Origin of the sequence: Collimonas fungivorans Ter331 (genome assembly GCF_000221045.1) — a bacterium.
Taxonomy (GTDB): domain Bacteria; phylum Pseudomonadota; class Gammaproteobacteria; order Burkholderiales; family Burkholderiaceae_D; genus Collimonas; species Collimonas fungivorans_A.
Genome location: NC_015856.1, coordinates 2988772 through 3014762 on the forward strand (window position 1 = coordinate 2988772; position 25991 = coordinate 3014762).

Sequence of the window (25991 nt, forward strand, 5' to 3'; positions counted from 1 at the left end):
AGAGCAGATAAGGGCAAATCATGGATTTGATTCTATGGCGGCACGCGGAGGCAGAAATCGGCGAACCGGACGAGGGCCGCGCCCTCACCGGCAAGGGCCATAAACAAGCCTGGAAGATGGCCGACTGGCTGGACCATAACCTGCCTCACAGTTGCAAGATCATCAGCAGTCCGGCCACCCGTACGGTGCAAACGGCGGAGGCGCTGGGCCGCAAATTCAAGACCCATCCCGACCTCGCCCCCGACTGCAGCGCCGAACAGTTGCTGGCGGTGGCCAACTGGCCCAACAACCGCGAACCGGTGCTGATCATCGGCCACCAGCCGACGCTGGGCCAGGCCGCCGCCCTGCTGGTAGCCGGCCAGATGCAGGAGTGGTCCATCAGGAAAGGCAGCGTCTGGTGGATTGCCCAGCGCGAGCGCGGCGACATCACTACCAATTATCTGAAAGCCGTCATGTCGCCGGATCTGATCGCCAAGTAGAAATCAGGCTGAAAACCTGGTTGCCAGGGAGCCGTAAGTGGTATATTTGCGACCAAATCGTTTATCCTGTTTTTCTACCGTTGTTGTCAAACTACAGGAATTTTGCGGCATTTCCTTGCATAAGATAAAATGGCAGATGAGTTGCATTATAAGCAACCCTGTTGTAGTGGACCACCCGAGAGGTAACGCATGCTCTATCAATTTCACGAATTCAACCGCTCCTTACTCCATCCACTGGTGCAATGGGCCGATGCCGGCAGCAGACTCTTCACCGACCCGATATCGCCACTGTCCCACACGCCATTTGCGCAACGCATCGCCGCCGGCTACGAATTGATGTACCGCCTCGGCAAGCAGTATGAAAAGCCTGAGTTCGAAATCGACAGCACGCTGGTCAACGACAAAACGGTCGCAATCATCGAAGAAGTAGCGACTACCAAGCCGTTCTGCCGCCTGCTGCATTTCAGGAAAGACCTGAGCGCCAAGGAACTGGGCGCGCTCAAGCAGCCGACCGTGTTGCTGGTCGCTCCTTTGTCCGGCCATCATTCGACCCTGCTGCGCGATACCGTGCGCGGCCTGCTGCCGGAACACGATGTCTACATCACCGACTGGACCGACGCCCGCATGGTGCCGGCCAGCGACGGCGCCTTCCATTTGCACGACTATATCTATTACATACAGGATTTCATCCGCCAGCTGGGACCGGACCTGCACGTGGTCTCGGTCTGCCAGCCGACCGTTCCGGTGCTGGCCGCAATTTCGCTGATGGCCAGCGCCAAGGACAGCCACCTGCCGAAGAGCATGACCATGATGGGCGGTCCGATCGATCCGCGCGAATCGCCGACCGACGTCAACAACCTGGCCACCGAAAAGCCGTTCAGCTGGTTCGAGAACACCGTGATCTACAGCGTGCCCTCCAACTACCCTGGTTTCGGCCGCAAGGTCTATCCGGGCTTCCTGCAGCATGCCGGCTTCGTCGCCATGAATCCGAGCCGCCATGCCCAGAGCCACTGGGATTTCTACATGCACCTGCGCGAAGGCGACAACGAGTCGGCTGACAGTCACCGCAAGTTCTATAACGAGTACAACGCGGTGCTGGACATGCCGGCCGAGTACTATCTGGAAACCATCAAGACCGTATTCCAGGATTTCTCGCTGCCGCACGGCACATGGGAAGTCGAAGGCAAGCTGGTGCGGCCGCAGGATATCAAGAGCGTTGCGCTGTTTACCATCGAAGGCGAACTGGACGACATTTCCGGCCCGGGGCAAACCCAGGCCGCACATGGCCTGTGCAGTTCCATCCCGAAAAGCAAAAAACAGCATTTCACCGCCGAGAAATGCGGCCACTACGGGATTTTCTCAGGCCGCCGCTGGCGCGAACTGATTTGCCCGAAGATAACCGCCTTTATCAAGGACAACGCTTAAGCAAACAGCCTCAGTCCGGAAAATCCGCCGCCAGAGCCGTTCCCTTGCCGGGAACGGCTTTTTTCATTTGGCGCGGCCCCGGTATAATATGCCCCATGTTGTCATCACCAAGCTCCTTGCCGCCCGTGTCCTCACCTTCCCTCGCCGATCGTATCGAAGCGCTGCTGCCGCAGACGCAATGCACCAAGTGCGGCTATCCGGCTTGCCGCCCCTATGCCGAAGCCATCGCCGACGGCAGCGCCGGCTACAACCAGTGTCCGCCGGGGGGCCAGCAAGGCGTGGCGCGGCTGGCGCAGCTGCTGCAGCAGCCGGTCATCCCGCTCAATCCTGCCAACGGCGCCGAACGGCCGCGGCCGCTGGCGGTCATCGATGAAGCCGCCTGCATCGGCTGCACGCTGTGCATCCAGGCTTGTCCGGTCGACGCCATCGCCGGCGCCGCCAAGCAGATGCACACAGTGATCAACGACCTGTGCACCGGCTGCGACCTGTGCCTAGCGCCTTGCCCGGTCGATTGCATCACCATGGTCGACGTCAGCGGCACGGACACCGGCTGGGATGCATGGACCCAGCAGCAGGCCGATGCAGCACGTGCCCGCCACGATTTTCGTGCGGTCAGGCTGGCGCGCGAAAAACGGGAAAACGACGAACGCCTGGCCGCCAAGGCCGCGGAAAAACTCAAGGCGGTTGCAGCCGAATCGGCGGCGACACCTGAACAGCAAGCAGAACAGCAGCGCAAGAAAGCCATCATCCAGGCCGCCATCGAACGGGCCCGGCTGAAGAAAGAACAACAAGCCGAAGAGGCTGCCAAGGACTCGCCATGAATGCCGCCCATGAATGCAAATAAACGCCGGGAAATATTCACCCGCCTGCGCGCCGCCCTGCCGCACCCGACCACCGAACTGGAATACACCACGCCGTTTGAATTGCTGATCTCGGTGATCCTGTCGGCGCAAGCCACCGATGTCTCGGTCAACAAGGCGACGCGCAAGCTGTACCCGGTCGCCAATACGCCGGCGCAGATCTACGCACTCGGCATCGACGGCCTGATTCCGTATATCCAGACCATCGGCCTGTATCGCACCAAGGCCAAGAATGTGATCGAAACCTGCCGCATGCTGGTGGCCTTGCATGACGGCCAGGTGCCGCGCACCCGCGAACAGCTGGAAGCGCTGCCCGGGGTCGGCCGCAAGACTGCCAACGTGGTACTGAACACCGCTTTCGGGGTGCCGACGATTGCGGTCGACACCCATATCTTCCGTGTCTCCAACCGCACCGGCATCGCGCCCGGCAAGGATGTGGAGGCAGTCGAGCACAAGCTGATGAAGCTGGTGCCGGCCGAGTTCCTGCTGGACGCCCATCACTGGCTGATCCTGCATGGCCGCTATACCTGCATTGCCCGCAAACCGCTATGCTGGAACTGCAGCATCGCCGACCTGTGCGATTTCAAGGCGAAAACGCCGTTGCCGGAAAAAGGGATATAAATCCATGCAGCATTCTCATCCGCATACCGAACACCATTTCGAAGCCAGCGACACTGTGCGCGACATCGTCATTGGCATGGCCGACGGCCTGACGGTGCCGTTTGCGCTGGCGGCCGGCATCAGCGGCGCAGCTGCCGGGATCGACATCGTGGTCACCGCCGGCGTCGCGGAAATCGCCGCCGGTTCCATCGCCATGGGCCTGGGCGGCTACCTGGCGGGGCGCACCCAGCGCCAGCATTACTACGCCGAGCGCGACCGCGAAGAACAGGAAATCCTCAACGTGCCGCACCGCGAGCGCAAGGAAGTGATCGATATAATGGCCCAGTATGGCGTGACGAAACAGGAATGCGAACCGATGCTGGCCGGGCTGGAACGCAACCCGGTCGCCTGGCGCGATTTCATGATGCGCTTTGAACTCGGCCTGGAAGAACCGCAGCCGGCCGCAGCCAGGAAGAGCGCGGTCACCATCGCCCTGTCCTACCTGGTCGGCGGCCTGATCCCGCTCGCTCCCTACATGCTGATGACATCCATCCCGCGCGCCCTGGCCGCCTCCACCGTGGTCACGCTGCTGGCGCTGTTTGTCTTCGGCTACCTGAAAGGCCGCGTCACCGGCACCGGCGCCTTCAAATCGGCATTGCAAACCCTGACGGTCGGCGGCCTCGCCGCGGCTGTCGCATTCGGCATCGCCAGACTGATCAGTTAACCATCATGTTCAATCCATCCCAAGACGACGTGCGGCGCTTTTTCTGCGAAACCTACCGCAAGCACCGCGCCGGCGAAATCCTCACGCCGCTGGAAGCCATCGCCAGCGACTGGCTGGCACAGCATCCCGAGTATGACGACGACCTGAAAGACGTCGACGCCGCGCTGGGAGCAGATTATTCGGTCGAGAACGGCCAGACCAATCCCTTCCTGCATCTGTCCATGCACCTGTCGATCGCCGAGCAGATCTCGATCGACCAGCCGCCCGGCATACGCGCCGCCGCCACCGCCCTGACGCAACGCCTGCAATCGGAGCACGAAGCCCACCACCACATCATGGAATGCCTGGGCGAGATGATCTGGAATTCGCAGCGCAGCGGCTTGCCGCCGGACGGCGCGGCCTATATCGACTGCGTCAGGAAGCGCGTTTAACACAACGCCAAGCCACCGCACCGGGCAAAAAAAACGCCTGGATAAAATCCAGGCGCAAACCCAAGGGGACGTTGGGCAGGGAACTTCGGTTCGGCAAACTCAGTGCTGGACGACGGCTTCTTCGACGACCTTTCCTTCTTCATCTTCGTCACGGCGATGGAACAGCTGATACAGTATCGGCAGCACCAGCAAGGTCAGGATGGTTGAGGACAGGATTCCGCCGATCACCACTGTCGCCAGCGGCCGCTGCACTTCCGCCCCGGTGCCGGTGGCAATCGCCATCGGCACAAACCCCAGGGAAGCAACCAGCGCCGTCATCAGCACCGGCCGCAAACGGGTCAGCGCGCCCTCGCGGATCGCCGCGTCCAGGCCGCGGCCTTCTTCACGCAGGCTGCGGATAAAGGCGATCATCACCAGGCCGTTCAGCACCGCCACCCCGCACAGGGCAATGAAACCGACAGCCGCCGAAATCGACAAGGGAATCCCGCGCAGCCACAAGGCGACGATGCCGCCGGTCAAGGCGAACGGGATGCCGCTGAACACCAGCAAGCCATCCTTGATATTGCCGAACATGGCGAACAGCAGCGTGAACACCAGCAGCAACGCCACCGGGATCACGATCTGCAAGCGCTGGCTGGCCGACTGCAACTGTTCAAACTGGCCGCCCCAGCTGGTCCAGTAGCCGGACGGGATCTTGACCTGCTGCTGCAGCTTGGCCTCGGTCTCGGCCACAAACGAGCCGATGTCGCGGCCGCGTACATTGGCGCTCACCACGATCCGCCGCTTGCCGTTTTCGCGGCTGATCTGGTTCGGCCCGGGCGCCAGTTCCAGGCTGGCCACCTCGCTCAACGGGATATAGTTGGTGCGCCCTTCTCCGCCGGCGCTGCGCGGAAGCGAAATCGGCAGGCGCCTGAAAGCCTCCAGGTCGCTGCGCAGTTCCTCCGGCAAACGCACCACGATATCGAAACGGCGGTCGCCCTGGAACAAGGTGCCGGCTTCCTTGCCGCCTATCGCGGTAGCCACCACATCCTGCACGTCGGCTACATTGAGGCCGTAGCGCGCGGTCTTGTCGCGGTCGATGTTCACCGTCAGCATGGGCAAGCCTGAAGTCTGTTCGATCTTCACTTCGGCGGCGCCGCTGATCTTGCCCAGTACGGTCGACACCTTGTCGGCGGTATCGTTCAGGACTGCCATGTCGTCGCCGAATATCTTGACGGCGATGTCGCTGCGCACGCCGGAAATCAGTTCATTGAAACGCAGCTGTATCGGTTGCGAAAACTCGTAGTTGTTGCCGGGGATCTTGTTGGCGGCTTCCTGGATAGCCGCCAGCAACTCGGGCCGCGATTTCTTCGGCTTGGGCCAGTCGGTTTCCGGTTTCAGCATGATGTAGCCGTCGGAGATATTCGGCGGCATCGGATCGGAGGCGATTTCCGCGGTTCCGGTGCGGGCGAACACACGCTCTATTTCGGGAAACTGCCGCTTCAATGTGCTCTCGATCTGTTTTTGCATCTCCAGCGATTGCGTCAGGCTGGTGCCAGGGATGCGCAGCGCCTGGATCGCCATGTCGCCCTCGTTCAGGCTTGGCACGAACTCGCTGCCAAGCCGGGTCGCCAGCAGGCCGGACAACAGCAGCACAACCAATGCACCGCCCAGCACCATGGCTTTACGCAGCATCACCCATTCCAGCACCGGCGCGTAAAAACGCTTGGCGCCGCGCATCAGGAAATTTTCGGTTTCCGCCACACGCTTGCCGATGAACAGCGCCACCGCCGCCGGGATAAAGGTGATCGACAGAATCATCGCGCCGACCAGGGCAATTACCACCGTCAGTGCCATCGGATTGAACATTTTTCCTTCGACGCCGGTCAGCGCGAAGATCGGCAGGTAAACCACCATGATGATGACCTGGCCGAACAGCAAGGGACGGCGCGCTTCCTTGGAAGCAGCGAACACTTCATGGAAGCGTTCGCTGCGGGTCAGCGGCCGGCCGTGGTGCGCCTGCGCATGGGCCAGGCGCCGCACGCAGTTTTCGACAATGACCACGGCGCCATCGATGATGATGCCGAAATCGAGCGCACCCAGGCTGAGCAGGTTGGCGCTCACCTTGTACTGGACCATGCCGGTGAAGGTAAACAGCATGGACAGCGGGATCACCATCGCGGTAATGATCGCGGCCCGTATATTCCCAAGGAACATGAACAGGATGGCGATCACCAGGATCGCGCCTTCCAGCAGGTTCTTCTTGACGGTATTGATCGCCTTGTCGACCAGCACGGTACGATCGTAGACCGTCACCGCCTCGACCCCGGGCGGCAGGCTGCGGTTGATGTCGACCATCTTGCGGTCGACCGCCTGCGACACGGCGCGGCTGTTTTCGCCGATCAGCATGAACACCGTGCCCAGTACCACCTCGCGGCCGTTTTCGGTAGCCGCGCCGGTGCGCAGCTCGCGGCCGATGGCGACCTCGCCGATATCGCGGATACGGATCGGCACGCCCTGCACATTGCCCAGGATGATGTTGCGCATGTCCTCTATCGACTGCACCTGGCCCGGCGCCCGGATCAGCAGCTGCTCGCCGCGCTTTTCGATATAACCGGCGCCGACATTGCTGTTGTTGCGGTCAAGCGCGGTGACGATATCCTGCAGGGTCAGTCCGTAGGAGGCCAGCTTCTCCGGCACCGGCGCCACCTGGTATTCCTTGGCGAAACCGCCGATCGAATTGATTTCCGTGACGCCGCTGACATTACGCAGCTGCGGCTTGATGATCCAGTCCTGGATTTCCCGCAGGTCGGTAGCGGTATAGGCGCTGCCGTCCGCTTTTTTGGCGCCGTCCTTGGCTTCTACCGTCCACAGGTAAATCTCGCCCAGGCCGCTTGAAATCGGCCCCATCGCCGGCGTTACGCCAGCCGGCAGCTTGCCCCTCGCCTCCTGGATCCGCTCGTTCACCATCTGCCGCGCAAAATAGATGTCGGTACCGTCCTTGAAGATCACGGTCACCTGCGACAAGCCGTAACGCGACAGCGAACGCGTCTGCTGCAGGTGCGGCAGGCCGGACATCACCGTTTCGATCGGAAAAGTCACCCGCTGTTCGGTCTCCAGCGGTGAATAGCCGGGTGCAGAAGTGTTGATCTGGACCTGGACATTGGTAATGTCGGGCACCGCGTCGATCGGCAGCTTCTGATAGTTGTAAATGCCGAGCGCGGCCATCGCAAACACGGCCAGCATGACCAGCCAGCGCTGCTCGATGGCGAAGCGTATGATACGTTCAAACATGGGATCGGATCCTTTGCTGCATCAGTGGGCGTGCTCGGCGCTGCTCTTGCCGAGTTCCGATTTGAGAACGAAACTGCCGTCGGCCGCGTAGCGCGCGCCCGGCTTGAGTCCCTTGACGATCTCCACGTGCTGGCTGTCGGCGCGGCCGGTGCTCACCGGCTGCACCATGAAACCGTCGGCGATGCGGACGAACACTACCTGTTTGTCGTCCACGCTCTGTATCGCCTGCGGCTGCACCGCCACCGCTACTTCGGCATCGCTGGAAACCACCTCGACATTGACAAACAGGCCCGGCCGCCATGCCATGTCCGGATTAGCCAGCGTGACGCGTGCCTTGGCGGTGCGGGTCTGCTCGCCAAGCAAGGCGCCGACATAGGAAATGCTGCCGCTCGCCGTCGATTCGAAGGCGGTGGCGCTGATCTTGACCTTTTCGCCCAAGCGCACCAGGTTCAAGTCCTTGGCCGGCACGATGATCTCGGCCCACACGGTGGACAGGTCGGAGATCGTGAAAATGCTGGCATTGGCCGCCACGGCTTCGCCCAGCGCGATGTGTTTCTCTGTCACCAGGCCATTGAACGGGGCCCGGATCTCATAGCGGTTCAAGGCGCCAGGATTGCCGGCGCCGACACCGGTGCCCAGTACATTGAGTTTCTGGCGCGCATTCTGCAAGGCGATTTCAGCTTCGCTCATGACTTGCCGTGCTTGCTGGTAATCCTGTTCCGCGGATATCTTTTCTTCCCACAGCTTTTTTTCGCGCTCATAAGTGGTGCGCGCAAACGTGAAGCGCTTCTGCGCCGCCAACAGTTCGCTGCGCTGTTCCGCCAGGCCGGTGCTGGCCACCACCGCCAGCAGCTGCCCCTTCTTGACCTGCTGGCCGAGGCTGACCGCAACCTGCTCTACCACTCCTTCCAGACGCGGCACCACGTGGGCGGTCTTGTCTTCATTGAAGCGGATTTCTCCCGGCAGGGTGACCGAGGTCTTCACCTTGGCGGGGCCGGCGTTCTCAAGCTTGACGCCGCTGGCGGCAACCTGGGCCTGGTCCAGTTCGAGCTTGCCTTCCTCCTGGGCAAATCCGGCTTGCATGGACTGGTTGCCATATTGCAGCTGCAGCTTGGCGTCGAATACGTGCGGTTCAGCTATCGGCAAAGTGCTTTTGAGGAAATCCTTTTCCGGCGCGAAGCCGATTTTCTGGACTTCGCCATCCGGCCTGGTCAGCACCAGCTCCAGCCTGGCTGCCTCCGGCGCCAGCGGTTTACCGTCATTGAACAGCCACACCTGCAGGCGCGCTTCACCCGCGGCCTCGAGCATCTTCACTTCCAGCGCCAGCTTGTCCTTGGCGTACATTTTCCCGCCGTGCGGACCAGTGCTTGCCGCCGGGTGGTGTTCGCCGTCCGCATGCTGGCTGTCGTGGCCGTGCTTCTCGGATGGCTTTTCACCATGGTGTTCGGTATCGGCATGCGCAGCGGCTTCCCGGTGCATGCTCTCTTCCGGCTTATCGCCGCCATTGCTGCCCGCACTCAAGTACATGCCCGCGGCGACCAGCGCGACAATCGTCGCTATGCCGGCCGCGATAGCTTTGCTTTTGCTTAAATTGATTTTCATGTTGGCTGCTTCATAAGCTGATTGATGGGCTGATTAATAAGCTGACTGCGAAGACTCGGCTGGAGGGAAGATTCCTACCACGCGTTCGATTTCGGTAGCGGCGCGATGAGTGTCTGCGAGTGCGCGCAGGGTCTGTGACTTGGCCTGGAACAGCACACGCTGCGCATCCAGCACTTCCAGGAAACTGAACTTGCCGAGCTCAAAACCCTTGGTGGTGATGTCGTAGGTTTTCTGCGCGGCCGGCAGGATTTCGTCCTGTAGCGCCGCCACCTGCTGGCGCCCCAGCTTCAATCGTTCATAAGCATCCGCCAGTTCGCCATTGAGGCGCAGCTCGGCGCTTTTCTGTTCGTCGCGCGCCTTGTCGGTACGGCGCAGCGCTTCCAGCAGATTGCCTTGGTTGCGATCAAACACAGGGATCGGAATCGACAGGCCGAAAATCATCTGGTTGCGCCCGATCTCCTGCGCCCGCTTGCTGCCGATACTGACGGTGACATCGGGAATCCGACGGCTGCGCTCCAGTTCTGCCATGGCCTGGCGGCGCTCCACTTCCAGCCGTGCCCTGGCATACACCGGGGAATCGCGCAGGCGCGCCTGCAATACATCGAATTCGGGCAGCGCCGGCAAATTGTTTATTTCACCGTCGACTGCCGCAAAAGCCGGACTGCTGTCGCCCCAGGTAGCCGCCAGGCGCCGGCGTGCGATGTTCAGGGCGCTGCCGGCCTGCTGCAGATCGACCTGGACCCCGGCTTCGGCGACACGCGCCTTGGTCTCTTCGATGGGCGCCACCTTGCCGGCGATAACCCGTTTCTCGGTGAGTCCGGTGGCCCGTTGCGCCAATTGCAGGGAGCTTTGCAGCAGCTGCAGGTTCTCCTGCGCTTCCAGCACCGCAAAATAAGCTGCGACTACCGCCGCCTGTACGTCGGCGCGTTTGGCAAGCAGGTCAGCCTTGGCGGCATCCCGCCCCTTTTCCGCAGCGGCAATCCGCGCGCCGCGTTTGCCGCCCAGCTCCAGCGCCTGGTTCAGTTGTATGGTGGTGGTCCGGGTCGCCTTGCGGGTGTCTTCCAGCAAGGTCGAGAGTTCTGGATTGGGCCTGGCGCCGGCTTGCAAAATGGCAGCGTCGACCGCAGCGACCTCGAGCACCGCCGCGGCCAGTTCCGGATTGCTCCTGAATGCCTGCGCCAGCGCCTGTTCCAGCGTCAGCTTGCTGCCGGCATCGCTGCTCTTGAGCGGCGGCAGCCTGTAATTGATGGCCGGCGGTGCAGCCGCCGGTTTTGCTTCCTGCGCCAAGGATGGCTGGGGCTGGCAGGCCAATACCGCCAGACCGAGCGGCAAGAAAAGCTTGTACATGACTACTCTCCCCTCAAAACAGCTGACAGCTGTGTCGGCCTGCATCGCAGGTGGGTCGCCAGACCCGCGCCATGAACCCTGCGGCATGCATCAATGACCGGCATACACCGGGTCGATCTTCTGGTGCGATTCATCGGTCACCGGCTTCGATGGGGCTGCCATGCCGCCCTTGCTGCCGCCGGCAGGAATCTTCGGGTAGTGGGCATCCGCCACCGACATCTGGCCGGCGGCGCGCGCCTGCTCCAGTTCGCGCACGACTTCGGCGCGGGTCTTGCCTGCTGCTGGTGCCGAAGACTGCGCCGAGGACTGCGCCATGACGCTGCCGGCGGCAGCCAGTAGAACAACAACGACGGACATTTGCTTGATATTCATCTGCATCTCCTATTCATCTGGGAACACCCCAGCGGCCAGCCGGCTGTATCAGCGCGGCAGCTGCGTCGGAGTAATGGGCGAGAAGGCTTACGTTCAGGCGCCGGAGTAAATCGATTTTTTCGGACCATCCTGCTTATGGTCGTGCTTGCCGGACTTGCTCTTGCCCGCGTCCGGCTTGCCCGCCTCCTTTGTCGCTTCGACTTTGGCCGGAGCTGCCGGTTTGTCGGCGACAGGCGCCTGCGCCAGTGCCACACCGCTGGCAGTGATCAGAGTCAGTACGGCAAATAATTGTTTAGCGTTCATTTCAACCTCCGGAAAATTAAGAAAGGATTCAACGACGCCGCCATTTGCAGAACCGCTTGAGCCGCATCGTTGAACCAAGTGTAGAAAGGAGACGGAAACCGGAAGGTGACGGCTGGATTACGCTTTTGTAATCCACCGCTGCGGGGTTCTGTAAGATAATCGCCAGTAATTGGCAATAACCCGCAGTAACAACGCACGCAAGCAGAAGGGTGATACATGCGCATCCTGTTGGTGGAAGACGAGCCCAAGGCGGGCGAATACCTGCGCAAGGGACTGAGCGAATCAGGTTATGTGGTCGACTGGGTCCGGACCGGCGCCGACGGCCTGCACTGCGCCACCACCGAAGACTATGACCTGATCGTGCTGGACGTCATGCTGCCCGGCATGGATGGCTGGCAGGTGATCAGCGAACTGCGCAAGACCCATTCGACGCCGGTGCTGTTCCTGACCGCGCGCGACGAAGTCGACGACCGCATCAAGGGCCTGGAGCTGGGCGCCGACGACTACCTGGTGAAACCGTTTGCATTTGCCGAACTGGTGGCCCGGATCCGCACCCTGCTGCGGCGCGGACCGATCCGCGAAGCCGACCTGCTGCACATCGCCGACATGGAAATCGACGTCATGAAACGGCGCGTCACACGCAACGGCGAACGCATCGACCTCACCACCAAGGAATTTTCCCTGCTGTACCTGATGGCCAAACGCCAGTCCGAAGTGTTGTCGCGCTCGCTGATTGCATCGCAGGTGTGGGACATGAATTTCGACAGCGACACCAACGTCGTCGATGTCGCCATACGGCGCTTGCGCATCAAGATCGACGAACCGTATGCGCCGCCGCTGATCCATACCGTGCGCGGCATGGGCTACGTGCTGGAGGACCGCACTTGAGGCTGCGTGCGCCACGCTCGCTGACCGTCCGCCTGGCGCTGCTGTTTGCGCTGGCGACCCTGCTCACGTTCACCATGGTCGGCAGCTATCTGTATTATTCGCTGGCGCGCCAGCTGGAGCACCACGACGACCAGGAGCTGATGGGGAAAATCACCCTGATGCGGCACCTTGCGGCCAAGGCCAGGTCGGTGCTAGGCGATACGCGACGATCCGCACTCGTTCATGGACGCCACGCTTGGCCACGACGACCTGCTGCTGATACTGCGCAGCGCCGACGGCGCGCCGCTGCTCGACACCCGCCCCGAAGCCGGCAGCCTGCCGGCGCTGCCGATGACTGCCGCCGGCCAGGAGCCCGATCAAGAATCGCGGCAGAACCTGCGCACCTCGGCCGGTTTGCCGGTAAGGGCGACGGCGCTCTGGGCCAACATCGACAGCACCGGCGAAAAAGTGCAGATCATCGTCGCCCACAATACCAGCGACAGCATCGCCATGCTGGCCAGCTACCGCCAGCAGATACTCGGCGCGGCCCTGTCTGGCGCCATCCTGGCAGCGTTGCTGGGTTATGTGCTGGTGCGGCGCGGCTTGCGCCCTGCCCGCCTGATCGCGCAGCAGGCCCATTCCATCACCGCGCAGCGCCTGGACCGCGGCCTGGACGTCGCCAGCGCTCCGTATGAATTGCAGCAGCTGGTGGTCGCCTTCAACGGCATGCTGGACCGGCTGCACGACAGCTTCCAGCGCCTGTCGCAGTTTTCCGCCGATCTCGCGCACGACCTGCGCACACCGATCAACAACCTGATGGTGCAGACCCAGGTGGCGCTGGCGCAGCCGCGTTTACCCGAAGAATACCAAGGGCTGCTGGTGTCCAACGTGGAAGAGTATGAACGGCTGGCGCGCATGCTCGACAACATGCTGTTCCTGGCGCGCGCCGACCATGCGCATGTTGCGGTCGCCTTCGGGGAGCTCGACTGCCGCCTGGAACTGCAGCGCATTGCCGACTACTTTGAAGGGGTGGCGGAAGACAGCGGCGTGTGCCTGGAAATCGCCGCCTCCGGCAATATACGGGCCGACGCCATGCTGTTGCGGCGCGCGATCAGCAACCTGGTGGCCAATGCGATCCGTTATACCGCCGCCGGCCAAACCGTCGTGCTGGCAGCGGCGCAGACCGAACAGGCAACCGTGATCAGCGTCAGCAATCCCGGCCCGCAGATTGCGGATTCGGCCATTCCGAGACTATTTGACCGTTTCTACCGGGCCGATCCGGCGCGCAGCGACTCGGCGTCCTCGGCCGGGCTCGGGCTGGCCATCGTGCAGTCGATCATGAAACTGCATGGCGGCCGGGTCGAACTGAGCCGCAGTGCCGAGCAGATGACCGTATTCACGCTGTACTTTCCCGCGGACGGATGAAAAAAACCACGCAACAATCATTGCGTGGTTTTTTTGTGCGTAACTGATGAGTCTTATTTTTCCAGCACCAGGGTCGTCGGCAAGCTGTGCAGGTAAGCTGCAATATCTTGTATTTCCTGATGCGACAGCGTTTTTGCCACGCCGCCCATGACCGCATTGTTGCGGCCGTTTGGACCGTCGCCGCCGCGTTGGTAGGCAATCAGGGCGTGCTGCAGGTAATCTTGATGCTGACCGGCCAGGCGCGGAATATCCGGAGTGGTCGGACTGTGAAAATCGGCGCCGTGGCAGGAAGCGCAAGCATATTTTTTCGCAGCTGCAGCACCCGCTGCGATATTCCCCGCTGCGTGGGCATTCAGGAATGTGGCGGAAAGCAGAAACACCACGCCAGAAAAAATCTTTTTCATTATGTGGGTCCCTTATTTCTGCTGCGAATAATATGCCGCAATATCGGCCATGTCCTGATCGGACAGGCTGGCTGCGATACCGCGCATGGTTGGCATCTTGCGATCGCCCTTTTTATAAGCTGCCAGCGCATTCTGAATATATTGCGCAGACTGGCCGCCAAGCATGGGCACTTGATAGACTTCCGGGAAGGTAGCTTTATAGCCGGGAATACCGTGGCAGCCGATACACATCGATACCTTGTTTTCAGCTGCCTTGGCGTTGCCTACCACGTCCGCGGCTGCGGCCAGGTTGGCAAGACTCGCGAGCGCGAGAAGTGCAATTAGTTTTTTCATATTAGCTGGGTAATTTGTAGCGAAACCGGTTTAAGGAACCATGAAAAACCTGCCGCGTGCCCAGGCTGCGTGTCTCCCGCCGCCCCTGCGCCGCCTAATACGGTTTTCCTGCCCCTTTTACTGCGAACTTGCCGCGAATATTGCCTCAAATACGGCAGGAAATACAGCACGGGCAACAGATATACTCCATACGCCTTGCTGCATATACTGCGGCACTCATTGGGCACTTACTGCCAAGGTAGCCCTGCCCGACGCGGATTGCCGTCGCTACCCTACACCAAAACCGGCTAATTTTACCCCAAGAAACAGGCACAGTCCACGCCCGCCAATGCCAAAATCGCGGCATTTGCGGGGCTAGGACAATCAATTTCCACTGGTTTGACCCGTTTCAGCCGTGGCGGCTGCCGGGCTGACGTTGCCGCAAAGGGGACGCCTCCGACGGCGAAACCGGCTCGGCGGGATCGCCGTCGGGGGCGTAGGCTGCAGCCGCGTCGGCCTGCGGAGCAGGCGCTGCTGCCGGAGCCGCCGGCCGTTCGGGGAACAGGAAAGAACGCGGCGAGGCGCTGAAACGGCGCAGCGCCGCCCGGAACACCAGGCGCCGGATGCGCGCCGGCACATCGCGTGCGCGCAAAGCCAGGGTCAGCGCACAGGCAAACGAAACGCCGACATTCAATACGGCGATGCTGGCGATCCCGGCTACCGCCAGCCAGAATTGCGGCGCCGCCAGGACCTCCCAGCCCAGGCTGCTGGCGGCAGCGGTCAGCGAGCCGGTGGCCAGCGTCACATGGCGCACATCCAGCGGCAAGCCGAAGAACTGCGCCAGCACCGGCGTCATCCCCAGCAGCAGGCCGAGCGAGACGTTGCCGGCAATCTGCGCCACGTTGCGGTCCAGCCAGGCAGCCCAGCGTTCAGCCCGCATCGCTCCCAACACGAACACCAGGCGCCGCTGGTGGGTCAGCGCTTCGCGCAGGCGGCGCAGGGCAAACCAGTTGTCGGCAAAACCCGAGACCAGGCTCGACAGCCACAGCAAGATCCCGGTGAAAGCAGCAAACAAGGGCGTCGGCCCGATCACCGACAGGCTGTGCAGGCTGGCGCTGGCGCGCTCGGCCGTCATCATCGGCGCATCGGTAGCCAGCATGATGGCGCCGGAAATGAGCAGCATCGCCGGCACCACTCCCATCAGGTTGCCGAACACCGCCGCCGCTTGCGAACGCAGCAGCAAGGCGATTTCGCTCAGCAACGCGCGCAAGCCCTCTACCGTATCCAGCTGGCCCATCTTGGAGGCCAGCACCGGCGCCGTCACGGCCGGCTGTTTGGTGGCCAGCACGCCGCCGACGGCGGAAATCGCGATGAAGCTGACGGCGTAATTCAGGGAAGCGAACACACCCTCAAAGAAGCGCGCCGCGCCGACCGTCGATACCAGGGACTTGCCGAGCACGGTAAACGCCGTGATGACGCCGCCGCGCCCGGCTGCCTTCAGCATGGCGCGATATTCCTTGCTGTCGCGGGCGATGTAGTGCTCGCCGTGATCGGCGTTGCGCTCAACCATCTTGCGTGCCAGCAAAGAGAAGCTGCGCTGTATCAGCCCGCGCACCGAAGAGCGCTGATGGTGGGCCGCAATCAGGTCGCCCAGCAGGGCCTGGATCTGCCCCGCGCCCGGTTGCCCGGCGCCCGTCTCGGTATCCTGGCCGAGTGCGCCGGTGCTGTAAATCACGGAACGCAGGTCGGTCAGCAGCGCCATCCGCGTCAGCTGCGCGCGCATGCGTTCGACCCGGTAAACCAGGCTGACCGACACGCCGTGCTCGTCAAGATGGGCATAAATCCTGTCGGTCTGCGCCTGGCACACGGCGATCAGCATGCGCACGCTGCGCAAGGCTGCCTCATCCCGCGGGCTGACATACAAATAGGTTTCCAGCTCGCGCCGCAACACCATGAACGGGGTCGCCTGCAAAGGCATCTTGGGATCCAGCTTCTGGCGGAAGGCCTTGCTGATGCCGTCCGCCAGCACGGTCGCCGCCAGGTAGATCAGCGCCTCGTCGATCTGCTGCTGGTAGCTGTGGGCGATGCCGTCGTCGGCAATCAGTTTCCAGATTTGCGCCACGCTTTGCTTGTCCAGCGCCAGCAGCCAGTCGGCGTCTTCCGGGGTTGGGAACAAGGCGGTAAACAAGGCAGACAAATCGGCCTCGAACGGTGGCTTCGGCAGCACCAGCTTCACCGCGTGTTCGGTCAGTTCGCTGAAGAACGCCGGTTCATGCGGCAGGCCGGTGGCGCAAAACAGCTCGGGGCCGGCCGCCTCGCGCAAGGTTTTCTGCAGGGTGGCTTGCACTACCCGGCGCACGTCGCGGTTGCTGTCCAGCCATTCCAGCAGGAAACGCAGGCGCTGCTGCTTGACCCGCAGCCTGGCGTCGTCGTCGAGCATGGAGACCTTGGGGACATGGCGCAGCCACTGGACAATATCGATGATCCAGTTGGCCCGTTCCTGCCAGGAATAAAACGGATTGGCGCGACGCATCAAAGCGTCAACCTGGGTGGCGTGGTGCCGGCTATCAGCCTCCAGGTGCCGCTCGCCGTGTCGAAACCGGCGCCACATTACCCGCAGGCGGAGAAACAGAATTTTCATTGGCTATTTTTATAACAATGCAATAACAGTGAGGATGAGCTTGTCTCGTCAAGACAGCGCGTTTTTGAGCCCGGGCCAGCCAATCGCCCATCTCGTTTATACTCGGCCTTGTTTACTCCCTTATTGCTTCCTCATCACGACAATGCGACCTGAGACACGTTTTGAAAGTTCCGCCAGTTACGTCGCCACCGACGACCTGAAACTGGCGGTCAACGCCGCCCTGACGCTGCAACGGCCATTGCTGATCAAGGGTGAGCCGGGCACCGGCAAAACCATGCTGGCCGAAGAAGTGGCCGCCGCCCTCAACATGCCCTTGCTGCAATGGCATATCAAGTCGACCACAAAAGCCCAGCAAGGCTTATACGAATACGACGCCGTATCACGCCTGCGCGATTCGCAATTGGGAGACGCCAGGGTCAAGGACATCCACAACTACATCGTCAAAGGTGTCCTGTGGCAAGCGTTTGACGCGGACCAACAAGTGGTGTTGCTGATTGATGAGATCGACAAAGCAGACATTGAGTTCCCCAACGACTTGCTGCGCGAGCTGGATCGCATGGAATTCTACGTCTATGAAACACGTGAAATGGTGCGCGCCAAGCACAGGCCGCTGGTCATCATCACCTCGAACAATGAAAAGGAATTGCCGGACGCCTTCCTGCGGCGCTGTTTCTTCCATTACATCAAGTTCCCGGACAAGGCGACCATGCAGGACATCGTCAATGTGCACTTCCCCAACCTGAAAAAAGATTTGCTGGCGCAGGCGCTGGAAACCTTCTATCAGGTGCGCGATGTGGCCGGACTGAAGAAAAAACCGTCGACCTCGGAACTGCTGGACTGGCTCAAGCTGCTGCTGGCCGAAGACATCCCGCCGGAAGCCCTGCACAGCAGCGACGCCAAGGCGGTGGTGCCGCCGCTGCACGGCGCCCTGCTGAAGAACGAGCAAGACGTGCATCTGTTTGAACGCCTGGTGTTCATGGCCAGGAAAAACCGGTAAATCCCGTGCTGATCGATTTTTTCTTTACCCTGAAAGACGCCAAGATTCCGGTGTCGATCAAGGAATTCCTGCTTCTGCTGGAAGCGCTGCAGCGCAAGGTCATTTCGCCCACGCTCGATAATTTCTATTATCTGGCGCGCACCACGCTGGTCAAGGACGAAGCCCATTTCGACAAGTTCGACCAGGCTTTCGGCCGTTACTTCAAGGGCATCCAGACCGTCTTCGAAAAAAACGCCGAAATCCCGCTGGAATGGCTGATCCAGCGCATGAAGCGCGAATTGTCGCCGGAACAGCAGGCGCAGCTGGAGAAATTCGGCTACGACAAGCTGATGGAGCGCCTGCAGGAATTGCTGGAAGAACAGAAAGAACGGCACGAAGGCGGCAACAAATGGATAGGCACCGGCGGCACGTCGCCGTTCGGCCATGGCGGCAGCAACCCGGAAGGGATCCGCATCGGCGGCAGCGGCGGCAACCGCACCGCGGTCAAGGTGTGGGATGCGCGCGCCTACCGCGACTACGACGACGAGCGCGAGCTGGGCACGCGCAATATCAAGGTCGCCCTGCGCCGCCTGCGCAAGTTCGCGCGTGAAGGCATCGCCGAAGAACTGGCGCTGGACGATACCATACGCGCCACTGCCAACAATGCCGGCTACCTCGACATCAAGATGCGGCCGGAGCGCAAGAACAACATCAAGGTATTGATGCTGCTCGACGTCGGCGGCACCATGGACGACCACATCGCCCGCACCGAAGAGCTGTTCTCCGCCGCCAAGACCGAGTTCAAGAACATGGAGTTCTTTTATTTCCACAACTGCGTCTACGACTACCTGTGGAAAAACAACCAGCGCCGCCATGCCGAACGATTCCCGACCTGGGATATCCTGCGCAAGTACACGCCGGACACCAAGCTGATCTTTGTCGGCGACGCCACCATGAGCCCTTATGAAATCCTGCAGCCGGGCGGCTCGGTCGAATACAACAATGAAGAGGCCGGCGCCGAATGGCTGCAGCGTTTCACCAAGGCTTTTCCCAAGTTCGTCTGGCTCAATCCCGAACCCGAAGGCCTGTGGCAGTACCGGCAGTCGGTGGAAGTGATACGGCAGCTGATGAGCAACCGCATGTTTCCGGTGACCATGGACGGCCTGGAGCGCGGCATGCGCTTACTTAGCAAGTAATTCAGCAAATAATGCAGCAAATAAGCCGAGCCGGCCTTAGCGCCGCAAAGACAGGAATTTCCCCAGCGCCAGCAAGATCTGTGGCTGCTCCAGGTGACGGCTGAGAAAGCCGTCGCACGCCACCTGCCGCGCCCGCACGTGGTCATAGGCAAAATTCCTGTCGATCAGGAAAATCACCGCAATCCTCGTATTTTTGTGCTGCTGCTTGATGGTGGTGCACAGATCGTAGGGATCGAAACTGGACAACTGTGGATTGATCAGCACTACTGAAATGGTTTGGCGCGCATAAACTTCGGCCGCCGCATCCGGATTGCCGACCCACTCGACCGGCACCACATGGTGCGCCATGGCCACCGCCAGGTCGTCGCGGAAGGTCGAATGGTTGTCGATCACCAGGATGCGGTCGCTTTGCGGCGGCTTGCTGCGCATGCGTTCGTATTCTTGCGGATCGGTCAGGTCGAGGTCGAGCCGCTCGCGCCGGCGCCGTTCCGGCACGTTGTTGGCCAAGGCGGTATCGGCGGGATTCTGCTTGGCCAGCATGATCAGGCGCCGCTCCATCAAGCTATCCAGCGCATCGAACAGCTTCAGCCAGCGGATCGGCCGCTCGACGGTGGCAAACGGCAGTTCCACGTTAGGCGCGCCGACCAGCAAGGCCGGCCGCAGATTGTTGGGTTCCATGTCGGCCAGGGTCGCCAGCGCTTTCAGGTCGTCGGCGTTAACCAGGTACAGGTCCGGCTCCTGCAGGCTGTCGGCAGGCAAGCGGAAATATTGCTTCTCGCGATTTTGCTCGACCGAAAAAGTAGCGTCGAAAATATTGACTTCACGGGCCGAAAAGCCGATGAAGCGAATGGCGAATGATGCATGATGATTTTTCATTTTTTTGTATGCCCCCTGCTGCACGAACACCGGCGAAACCATGATAGCAGCACCATATTTAACTTTTGTTTTTATTATTGCACTGTGCAAAACAACAACATTCGATTGCTGGCCGCCAATAAAACAGCAGTTAAATCAGCGCATAAATGTGCGCATAAGTAAGTGATCAAGCCGGCTGTCCCTAAGCGATATTTCATTTACCGCATCTTGCCTGCGCAACCTGACGGCTTTTTCATTAGAATGCGCAAGGGATAATAACGAGTAATCTCCACCGTAATGGCGAACCTGTTCCAAATTAACAATAATTTACATTTAATACTACACATCTGAATGGCAACCAAAAAATCACCGCAATCTGACTACAGCGAATCGTCGATCCGTGTACTGAAAGGCCTGGAGCCGGTCAAGCAACGCCCTGGCATGTACACCCGCACCGAAAATCCGCTGCACATCATTCAGGAAGTGATTGACAATGCCTCGGACGAAGCGCTCGGCGGATTCTGCAAGAATATCCTGGTGACCTTGAATACCGACGGCAGCGTCAGCGTCGAGGACGACGGCCGCGGCATCCCGGTCGGCATGCATCCGGAAGAAAAAGTGCCGACGGTGGAAATCGTCTTCACCCGCCTGCACGCCGGCGGCAAGTTCGACAAGGGCAGCGGCGGCGCCTACTCTTTCTCGGGCGGCCTACACGGCGTCGGCGTCTCGGTCACCAACGCCCTCTCCTCGCGCCTGGAAATCACGGTATGGCGTGAAGGCGGCGAGCATCATATGGTGTTCGCCGATGGCGACGTGATTGAAAAACTCAAGTCGCGCTCGCTCGGCCGCGAAGACAACAAGAAATCAGGCACCCGCGTCACCGCCTGGCCGAATCCGAAATACTTCGACTCGCCGGCCATCTCGCAGCCGGAACTGCAGCGCCTGCTGCGCTCCAAGGCGGTGCTGCTGCCGGGCGTCAAGGTCACGCTGCTCAACGCCAAGAGCGGCGACAGCCAGACCTGGCAATACGACCAGGGCTTGCGCGGTTACCTGATGGAATCGCTGGCGCAGTCGTCGAACGCCGAGCCGCTGATCCCGCTGTTCGAAGGCGAGCAGTACGCCAATGCCGATGCCGAGGGTTTCGCCGAAGGCGAAGGCGCAGCCTGGGTCGTAGCCTGGACCGAAGACGGCGCCATCGTGCGCGAATCGTATGTCAACCTGATCCCGACCTCGGCCGGCGGCACCCACGAATCCGGCCTGCGCGAAGGCTTGTTCGGCGCCGTCAAGAGTTTCGTCGAAATGCATTCGCTGCTGCCCAAGGGCGTCAAGCTGCTGCCGGAAGACGTGTTTGCGCGCGTCTCCTTCGTTTTGTCGGCCAAGGTGCTGGACCCGCAGTTCCAGGGCCAGATCAAGGAGCGCCTGAACTCGCGCGACGCCGTGCGGCTGGTGTCCACCTATACCCGTCCGGCGCTGGAGCTGTGGCTGAACCAGCATGTCGAATACGGCAAGAAACTGGCCGACCTGGTGATCAAGCAAGCCCAGAACCGCTTGCGTTCGGCGCAAAAAGTCGAAAAGAAAAAATCTTCCGGGGTGGCTGTCTTGCCAGGCAAGCTGACCGACTGCGAATCCAGCGACATCAGCCGCAATGAGCTGTTCCTGGTCGAGGGCGACTCTGCCGGCGGTTCCGCCAAGATGGGCCGCGACAAGGAATTCCAGGCGATCCTGCCGCTGCGCGGCAAGGTGCTGAATTCCTGGGAAACCGAACGCGACCGTCTGTTCGCCAACAATGAAATCCACGATATCGCGGTCGCCATCGGGGTCGATCCTCATAGCAAGACCGACACCATCGATTTCAGCGGCCTGCGCTACGGCAAGATCTGCATCCTGTCGGATGCGGACGTCGACGGTTCGCACATCCAGGTCCTGTTGCTGACGCTGTTTTTCCGCCATTTCCCGCAACTGATAGACCGCGGCAACATCTGCATCGCGCGGCCGCCGCTGTACCGGGTCGATGCCCCGGCGCGCGGCAAGAAGCCGGCGCAGAAAATCTATGCGCTGGACGATGGCGAGCTGGAAGCGATTGAAGACAAGTTGCGCAAGGACGGCGTCAAGGACAGCGCCTGGTCCATCTCCCGCTTCAAAGGCCTGGGCGAAATGAACGCCGAGCAGCTGTGGGAAACCACGATGAATCCGGATACCCGCAGGCTGCTGCCGGTTTCGCTCGGCAACTTCGACCTGGAAGCATCGGAAAACCGCTTCAACATGTTGATGGGCAAGGGAGAAGCCGCGGCGCGCCGGGCCTGGATTGAAGAACACGGCAATGAAGCAGAGGCCGATATCTAAATCAGGAGCAGCGCGAGGCATAGCAATATATGACAGTATGGCAACATTTTTGCCATCCGCCATGCGCGGCGGCGAAACGTATTATCATGGTCGCAGTTTCCAGGCTTTCCCGGCGTCACTGTCATGTTTTCCGGACAGCTGGCAGCCAGTCGACCATCCCCGTCGTCCGTCGCAACCCTAGCGCAACCGCCCTGCTGCCCAGGGTTTTACCACGGCTCGTCGCCGAGCTTGCAAAGGATAGTGTTTTTAATGAAATACCGTAATCAACCAAGCTTGGCCTCCGATAGCAGATGAACCAGCTTCGCCGTCATCTGGGCCAACTCCTCACCGCCACTCTGCTGACGTTTGCACTCCTGACCACGGTCGGCAGCGCACGCGCGGATATTTTCGGCTATATCGACGCCGACGGCATGGGGCATTTCTCGACTGAAAAGCTGGATAACCGTTATCAGCTTTTCATGCGCGGCGACGGCTTTTTCGATTCCTCCCAGTTGGCGGCGGGCGGCGCCAAGCCGCTCAGCCCGGCGCTGCGCGACAGCCCGCTGTTCCGCTACCTGTCGCAGCATCCGAACCTGAAAAAATACGAAGCGCTGGTGGACCAGGCGGCGCAGGAATTTGCGCTGGAGCCAGCCCTGCTGAAGGCGGTGATGGCGGCTGAATCCGGCTTCAATCCCGCTGCGGTATCGCCTAAGGGCGCGATCGGCCTGATGCAGATCATGCCGGCCACCGCCGAGCGTTACGGCCTGACTGGCGACAGCAAGAAACCGGTCGAGAAAAAGCTGACCGACCCGCGCACCAATATCCGCCTGGGCGCCCGCTATCTGCGCGACTTGCTGAAACTGTATCCGGCGCAGCAGGAGCTGGTGATCGCTTCTTACAACGCCGGCGAAGGCGCCGTGCAGAAATACAATAACAAGGTGCCGCCGTATGCGGAAACGCGCAACTACGTGCAACTGGTGCGGCAGTTTTACCAGTTGTACCAGCCGGCATTCGCACAATCGGCCGCTAGCACTAACGCCGGCGGCAAACCCGGCTTGAACCGCATCCGCCTTGTGATTCCCGGCCGCAGCAACATGCCTGCGGCCACCACGCCGAATCTGAACCCGATTCCGCCGGCTGCGGCGATATCCGCAACGGCAACGCCTCTTATCGAATAATTCTCCGACTTCTCATGACCGACCAAAACGATCTGTTTGCTACGCCAGATGCACCAACCCCGGACGCTGAATCCTTAACCCTCGCCACTTTCGCTGAACGCGCCTACCTCGACTACGCCATTTCGGTCGTCAAGGGCCGCGCCTTGCCGGACGTCTCCGACGGCCAGAAGCCGGTGCAGCGCCGCATCCTGTATGCGATGAGCGAACTGGGCCTGAACGCCGCCGCCAAACCGCGCAAATCGGCGCTGGTGGTGGGCGATGTGCTGGGTAAGCTGCATCCGCATGGCGACCAGTCGGTGTACGACGCCCTGGTGCGCATGACCCAGGATTTCTCGCTGCGCTACCCGCTGGTCGACGGCCAGGGCAACTTCGGTTCGCGCGACGGCGACGGCGCCGCGGCGATGCGTTACACCGAAGCGCGCCTGATGCCGATCGCCCGTTTGCTGCTGGAAGAAATCGACATGGGCACGGTCGATTTCCAGCCCAACTACGATGGCTCCACAGAGGAACCGAAACTGCTGCCGGCGCGCCTGCCCTTCGTCTTGCTGAACGGCGCTTCGGGGATCGCGGTCGGCCTGGCTACCGAAATCCCGTCGCACAACCTGCAGGAAGTCGCAAAAGCGGCAGTCGCCCTGATCCGCAATCCCAACTTGAGCCATGCCGAGCTGATGCAGATCATCCCCGGCCCGGACTTCCCGGGTGGCGGCCAGATCATCACCTCGGCCAGCGCGATCTCGGAAATGTACGAAAGCGGCCGTGGCAGCCTGAAAGTGCGCGCCACCTGGAAGATCGAAGACCTGGCGCGCGGCCAGTGGCAAGCGGTGGTCACGGAGCTGCCGCCTGGCGCATCGTCGCAAAAGATCCTGGAAGAAATCGAAGAGCTGACCAATCCGAAAATCAAGCTCGGCAAGAAGACCCTGACGCCGGAACAGCTGGCGCTCAAGACGTCGATCCTGTCGGTGCTCGACACGGTGCGCGACGAATCCGGGCGCGATGCGCCGGTGCGCCTGGTGTTCGAACCGAAATCGAAGAACCTGGACCAGACCGAATTCACCAACATGCTGCTGGCCCATACTTCGCTCGAAAGCAGCGCTTCGATCAACCTGGTGATGATAGGCGGCGATGGCCGTCCGCGCCAGAAGGGCCTGGGCATGATCTTGCGCGAGTGGATCACTTTCCGCTTCGCCACCATTACCCGCCGCTCGCAATTCAAGTTGCAGAAAATCGACGACCGCATCCATATCCTGGAAGGCCGCGAAGCGATCCTGCTCAATATCGACAAGGTGATCAAGATCATCCGCGAGTCGGATGAGCCGAAGCCGGCGCTGATAGAGGCATTCAAGCTGTCCGACCGCCAGGCCGAAGACATCCTGGAAATCCGCCTGCGCCAGCTGGCGCGCCTGGAGACCATCAAGATCCAGCAGGAACTGGCCGAGCTGCGCAATGAAAAAGCCACGCTGCAAGACCTGCTCGACAATCCGGCCTCGATGAAACGCCTGGTGATCAAGGAAATCGAAGCCGACCAGAAACAGTTTGGCGATGCGCGCCGCACCCTGATCGAGGCAGCGGAAAAAGCCGTGGTGGAAACCCGCATCGTCGACGAACCGGTGACCGTCATCATTTCGCAAAAAGGCTGGGTGCGCGCACGCACCGGCCACGGCCATGACGCCAGCCAGTTCGGCTTCAAGGCGGGCGATGCCTTGTACGGCGCATTCGAGTGCCGCACCGTCGACAACCTGCTGACCTTCGGCTCCAACGGCCGCATCTACTCGGTATCGGTAGCGACCTTGCCCAACGCGCGCGGCGACGGCGTGCCGATCACGACCCTGATCGACCTGGCCAACGGCAGCAGCGTCATGCATTATTTCGCCGGCCCGTCCGAGCTGATGCTGCTGCTGGCCAGCACCGGCGGTTATGGCTTCACCGCCAAGATCGGCGACATGCTGAGCCGGGTCAAGGCCGGCAAGTCCTACGTCACGCTGGATGAAGGCGACCTGCCCTTGCCGCCGCAGGCGCTGAGCGCCAACGTCAGCGCCATCGCCTGCCTGTCGGAAAAAGGCCGCCTGCTGGTGTTCGGCCTGGACGAATGCAAGTCGCTCAGCAACGGCGGCCGCGGCGTGATCCTGATGGAACTGGAAGACAAGGAAAAACTGCTGGCAGCGCAACCGATCAGCCAGCGCGGCGTACTGGTGTCCGGCATCGGCCGCGGCGGCAAAGCGCAACAGGTAGCCTTGTCGGCATCGGGACTAGCCCCGCATATCGGCAAGCGCGCCCGCAAAGGGAAGATGCTGGAATCGAAACTCAAGCCGGCGACATTAACACCCGTGACACCCTAGTCCCAAGGCCATAAAACAGCCCGTTCCGCGCTGCTTTATTAAATTAGGGTCAGAGTCGAATTA

The 25991-nt window shown here is 61.1% G+C and carries 22 protein-coding genes; 13 read left to right on the forward strand and 9 right to left on the reverse strand.

Annotated elements, in window-relative coordinates; translation table 11 throughout:
* Nucleotides 1-20: 20 nt before the first annotated feature.
* From CFU_RS12970 to CFU_RS12995, 6 genes are all read left to right on the forward strand, one after another.
* Nucleotides 21-479, forward strand: coding sequence for a SixA phosphatase family protein (locus CFU_RS12970; protein ID WP_014006496.1), 459 nt, complete (start codon nucleotides 21-23; stop codon nucleotides 477-479).
* Between the two features lie 189 nt (nucleotides 480-668).
* Entirely contained in the window at nucleotides 669-1904 is a 1236-nt protein-coding gene (locus CFU_RS12975; RefSeq protein WP_014006497.1) for a polyhydroxyalkanoate depolymerase, read from the forward strand.
* A gap of 95 nt (nucleotides 1905-1999) precedes the next feature.
* Complete coding sequence (gene rsxB / locus CFU_RS12980) at nucleotides 2000-2725, forward strand: electron transport complex subunit RsxB (RefSeq protein ID WP_041741963.1); 726 nt, start codon at nucleotides 2000-2002, stop codon at nucleotides 2723-2725.
* A 9-nt stretch (nucleotides 2726-2734) separates the two neighbouring features.
* A complete protein-coding gene (nth, locus tag CFU_RS12985) occupies nucleotides 2735-3385 on the forward strand; it encodes an endonuclease III (protein WP_014006499.1) in 651 nt (216 codons plus the stop codon).
* Between the two features lie 4 nt (nucleotides 3386-3389).
* Nucleotides 3390-4088, forward strand: a complete 699-nt coding sequence (locus CFU_RS12990; RefSeq protein ID WP_014006500.1) for a VIT1/CCC1 transporter family protein — start codon at nucleotides 3390-3392, stop codon at nucleotides 4086-4088.
* A 5-nt stretch (nucleotides 4089-4093) separates the two neighbouring features.
* On the forward strand, nucleotides 4094-4519 hold the full coding sequence (locus tag CFU_RS12995; RefSeq protein ID WP_014006501.1) for a DUF1841 family protein: 426 nt from the start codon (nucleotides 4094-4096) through the stop codon (nucleotides 4517-4519).
* 99 nt (nucleotides 4520-4618) lie between these two features.
* Here the strand turns inward: CFU_RS12995 and CFU_RS13000 are convergent, their stop codons facing one another.
* The 5 genes from CFU_RS13000 to CFU_RS13020 all read right to left on the reverse strand — a co-directional run bounded on the left by CFU_RS13000 (nucleotide 4619) and on the right by CFU_RS13020 (nucleotide 11416).
* Nucleotides 4619-7792 (reverse strand): CusA/CzcA family heavy metal efflux RND transporter, encoded by a 3174-nt coding sequence (locus CFU_RS13000; protein WP_014006502.1) that lies wholly within the window; start codon nucleotides 7790-7792, stop codon nucleotides 4619-4621.
* 21 nt (nucleotides 7793-7813) lie between these two features.
* Entirely contained in the window at nucleotides 7814-9394 is a 1581-nt protein-coding gene (locus CFU_RS13005) for an efflux RND transporter periplasmic adaptor subunit (protein WP_014006503.1), read from the reverse strand.
* 33 nt (nucleotides 9395-9427) lie between these two features.
* Complete coding sequence (locus CFU_RS13010) at nucleotides 9428-10741, reverse strand: TolC family protein (RefSeq protein ID WP_041741965.1); 1314 nt, start codon at nucleotides 10739-10741, stop codon at nucleotides 9428-9430.
* Nucleotides 10742-10831: 90 nt separating this feature from the next.
* Complete coding sequence (locus CFU_RS13015; RefSeq protein ID WP_041741967.1) at nucleotides 10832-11113, reverse strand: DUF4148 domain-containing protein; 282 nt, start codon at nucleotides 11111-11113, stop codon at nucleotides 10832-10834.
* Between the two features lie 93 nt (nucleotides 11114-11206).
* The gene (locus CFU_RS13020; RefSeq protein ID WP_041741969.1) at nucleotides 11207-11416 is read right to left on the reverse strand and encodes a hypothetical protein; all 210 of its coding nucleotides are present in this window, start codon (nucleotides 11414-11416) and stop codon (nucleotides 11207-11209) included.
* A 216-nt stretch (nucleotides 11417-11632) separates the two neighbouring features.
* Between CFU_RS13020 and CFU_RS13025 the strand changes: the two genes are divergently transcribed.
* Both CFU_RS13025 and CFU_RS13030 read left to right on the forward strand, forming a co-directional pair.
* A complete protein-coding gene (locus tag CFU_RS13025) occupies nucleotides 11633-12304 on the forward strand; it encodes a heavy metal response regulator transcription factor (protein WP_014006507.1) in 672 nt (223 codons plus the stop codon).
* Between the two features lie 222 nt (nucleotides 12305-12526).
* A complete protein-coding gene (locus CFU_RS13030; RefSeq protein WP_014006508.1) occupies nucleotides 12527-13708 on the forward strand; it encodes a heavy metal sensor histidine kinase in 1182 nt (393 codons plus the stop codon).
* Nucleotides 13709-13761: 53 nt separating this feature from the next.
* Here CFU_RS13030 and CFU_RS13035 read toward each other — a convergent pair whose 3' ends face one another.
* The 3 genes from CFU_RS13035 to CFU_RS13045 form a co-directional block, all read right to left on the reverse strand.
* The gene (locus CFU_RS13035) at nucleotides 13762-14112 is read right to left on the reverse strand and encodes a c-type cytochrome (protein ID WP_014006509.1); all 351 of its coding nucleotides are present in this window, start codon (nucleotides 14110-14112) and stop codon (nucleotides 13762-13764) included.
* Nucleotides 14113-14124: 12 nt separating this feature from the next.
* The gene (locus tag CFU_RS13040; RefSeq protein WP_014006510.1) at nucleotides 14125-14445 is read right to left on the reverse strand and encodes a c-type cytochrome; all 321 of its coding nucleotides are present in this window, start codon (nucleotides 14443-14445) and stop codon (nucleotides 14125-14127) included.
* 388 nt (nucleotides 14446-14833) lie between these two features.
* Nucleotides 14834-17065 carry a site-specific recombinase gene (locus CFU_RS13045; protein ID WP_014006511.1) on the reverse strand — a complete coding sequence of 744 codons (2232 nt, stop codon included), beginning with the start codon at nucleotides 17063-17065 and terminating at the stop codon, nucleotides 14834-14836.
* 142 nt (nucleotides 17066-17207) lie between these two features.
* Here CFU_RS13045 and CFU_RS13050 point away from each other — a divergent pair, with 142 nt between their 5' ends.
* Nucleotides 17208-18062 (forward strand): AAA family ATPase, encoded by an 855-nt coding sequence (locus CFU_RS13050; RefSeq protein ID WP_014006512.1) that lies wholly within the window; start codon nucleotides 17208-17210, stop codon nucleotides 18060-18062.
* A 5-nt stretch (nucleotides 18063-18067) separates the two neighbouring features.
* Entirely contained in the window at nucleotides 18068-19237 is a 1170-nt protein-coding gene (locus CFU_RS13055; protein WP_014006513.1) for a vWA domain-containing protein, read from the forward strand.
* Between the two features lie 36 nt (nucleotides 19238-19273).
* Here CFU_RS13055 and CFU_RS13060 read toward each other — a convergent pair whose 3' ends face one another.
* Nucleotides 19274-20113, reverse strand: a complete 840-nt coding sequence (locus tag CFU_RS13060; protein ID WP_041743441.1) for a response regulator — start codon at nucleotides 20111-20113, stop codon at nucleotides 19274-19276.
* Nucleotides 20114-20443: 330 nt separating this feature from the next.
* On the opposite strand from CFU_RS13060, the gene CFU_RS13065 reads away from it, so the two are divergent.
* The 3 genes from CFU_RS13065 to parC all read left to right on the forward strand — a co-directional run bounded on the left by CFU_RS13065 (nucleotide 20444) and on the right by parC (nucleotide 25928).
* Nucleotides 20444-22435 (forward strand): DNA topoisomerase IV subunit B, encoded by a 1992-nt coding sequence (locus tag CFU_RS13065; RefSeq protein WP_014006515.1) that lies wholly within the window; start codon nucleotides 20444-20446, stop codon nucleotides 22433-22435.
* A gap of 290 nt (nucleotides 22436-22725) precedes the next feature.
* On the forward strand, nucleotides 22726-23592 hold the full coding sequence (locus CFU_RS13070; protein ID WP_014006516.1) for a lytic transglycosylase domain-containing protein: 867 nt from the start codon (nucleotides 22726-22728) through the stop codon (nucleotides 23590-23592).
* A gap of 14 nt (nucleotides 23593-23606) precedes the next feature.
* Complete coding sequence (gene parC / locus CFU_RS13075; RefSeq protein WP_014006517.1) at nucleotides 23607-25928, forward strand: DNA topoisomerase IV subunit A; 2322 nt, start codon at nucleotides 23607-23609, stop codon at nucleotides 25926-25928.
* The last annotated feature ends 63 nt before the right edge of the window (nucleotides 25929-25991 follow it).

Bases quoted from the DNA above. Each gene is read 5' to 3' on its own strand.
- CFU_RS12970 (WP_014006496.1), top strand. From the start codon at position 21: ATGGATTTGATTCTATGGCGGCACGCGGAGGCAGAAATCGGCGAACCG.
- CFU_RS12975 (WP_014006497.1), top strand. From the start codon at position 669: ATGCTCTATCAATTTCACGAATTCAACCGCTCCTTACTCCATCCACTG.
- rsxB (WP_041741963.1), top strand. From the start codon at position 2,000: ATGTTGTCATCACCAAGCTCCTTGCCGCCCGTGTCCTCACCTTCCCTC.
- nth (WP_014006499.1), top strand. From the start codon at position 2,735: ATGAATGCAAATAAACGCCGGGAAATATTCACCCGCCTGCGCGCCGCC.
- CFU_RS12990 (WP_014006500.1), top strand. From the start codon at position 3,390: ATGCAGCATTCTCATCCGCATACCGAACACCATTTCGAAGCCAGCGAC.
- CFU_RS12995 (WP_014006501.1), top strand. From the start codon at position 4,094: ATGTTCAATCCATCCCAAGACGACGTGCGGCGCTTTTTCTGCGAAACC.
- CFU_RS13000 (WP_014006502.1), bottom strand. From the start codon at position 7,792: ATGTTTGAACGTATCATACGCTTCGCCATCGAGCAGCGCTGGCTGGTC.
- CFU_RS13005 (WP_014006503.1), bottom strand. From the start codon at position 9,394: ATGAAAATCAATTTAAGCAAAAGCAAAGCTATCGCGGCCGGCATAGCG.
- CFU_RS13010 (WP_041741965.1), bottom strand. From the start codon at position 10,741: ATGTACAAGCTTTTCTTGCCGCTCGGTCTGGCGGTATTGGCCTGCCAG.
- CFU_RS13015 (WP_041741967.1), bottom strand. From the start codon at position 11,113: ATGAATATCAAGCAAATGTCCGTCGTTGTTGTTCTACTGGCTGCCGCC.
- CFU_RS13020 (WP_041741969.1), bottom strand. From the start codon at position 11,416: ATGAACGCTAAACAATTATTTGCCGTACTGACTCTGATCACTGCCAGC.
- CFU_RS13025 (WP_014006507.1), top strand. From the start codon at position 11,633: ATGCGCATCCTGTTGGTGGAAGACGAGCCCAAGGCGGGCGAATACCTG.
- CFU_RS13030 (WP_014006508.1), top strand. From the start codon at position 12,527: ATGGACGCCACGCTTGGCCACGACGACCTGCTGCTGATACTGCGCAGC.
- CFU_RS13035 (WP_014006509.1), bottom strand. From the start codon at position 14,112: ATGAAAAAGATTTTTTCTGGCGTGGTGTTTCTGCTTTCCGCCACATTC.
- CFU_RS13040 (WP_014006510.1), bottom strand. From the start codon at position 14,445: ATGAAAAAACTAATTGCACTTCTCGCGCTCGCGAGTCTTGCCAACCTG.
- CFU_RS13045 (WP_014006511.1), bottom strand. From the start codon at position 17,065: ATGAAAATTCTGTTTCTCCGCCTGCGGGTAATGTGGCGCCGGTTTCGA.
- CFU_RS13050 (WP_014006512.1), top strand. From the start codon at position 17,208: ATGCGACCTGAGACACGTTTTGAAAGTTCCGCCAGTTACGTCGCCACC.
- CFU_RS13060 (WP_041743441.1), bottom strand. From the start codon at position 20,113: ATGAAAAATCATCATGCATCATTCGCCATTCGCTTCATCGGCTTTTCG.
- CFU_RS13065 (WP_014006515.1), top strand. From the start codon at position 20,444: ATGGCAACCAAAAAATCACCGCAATCTGACTACAGCGAATCGTCGATC.
- CFU_RS13070 (WP_014006516.1), top strand. From the start codon at position 22,726: ATGAACCAGCTTCGCCGTCATCTGGGCCAACTCCTCACCGCCACTCTG.
- parC (WP_014006517.1), top strand. From the start codon at position 23,607: ATGACCGACCAAAACGATCTGTTTGCTACGCCAGATGCACCAACCCCG.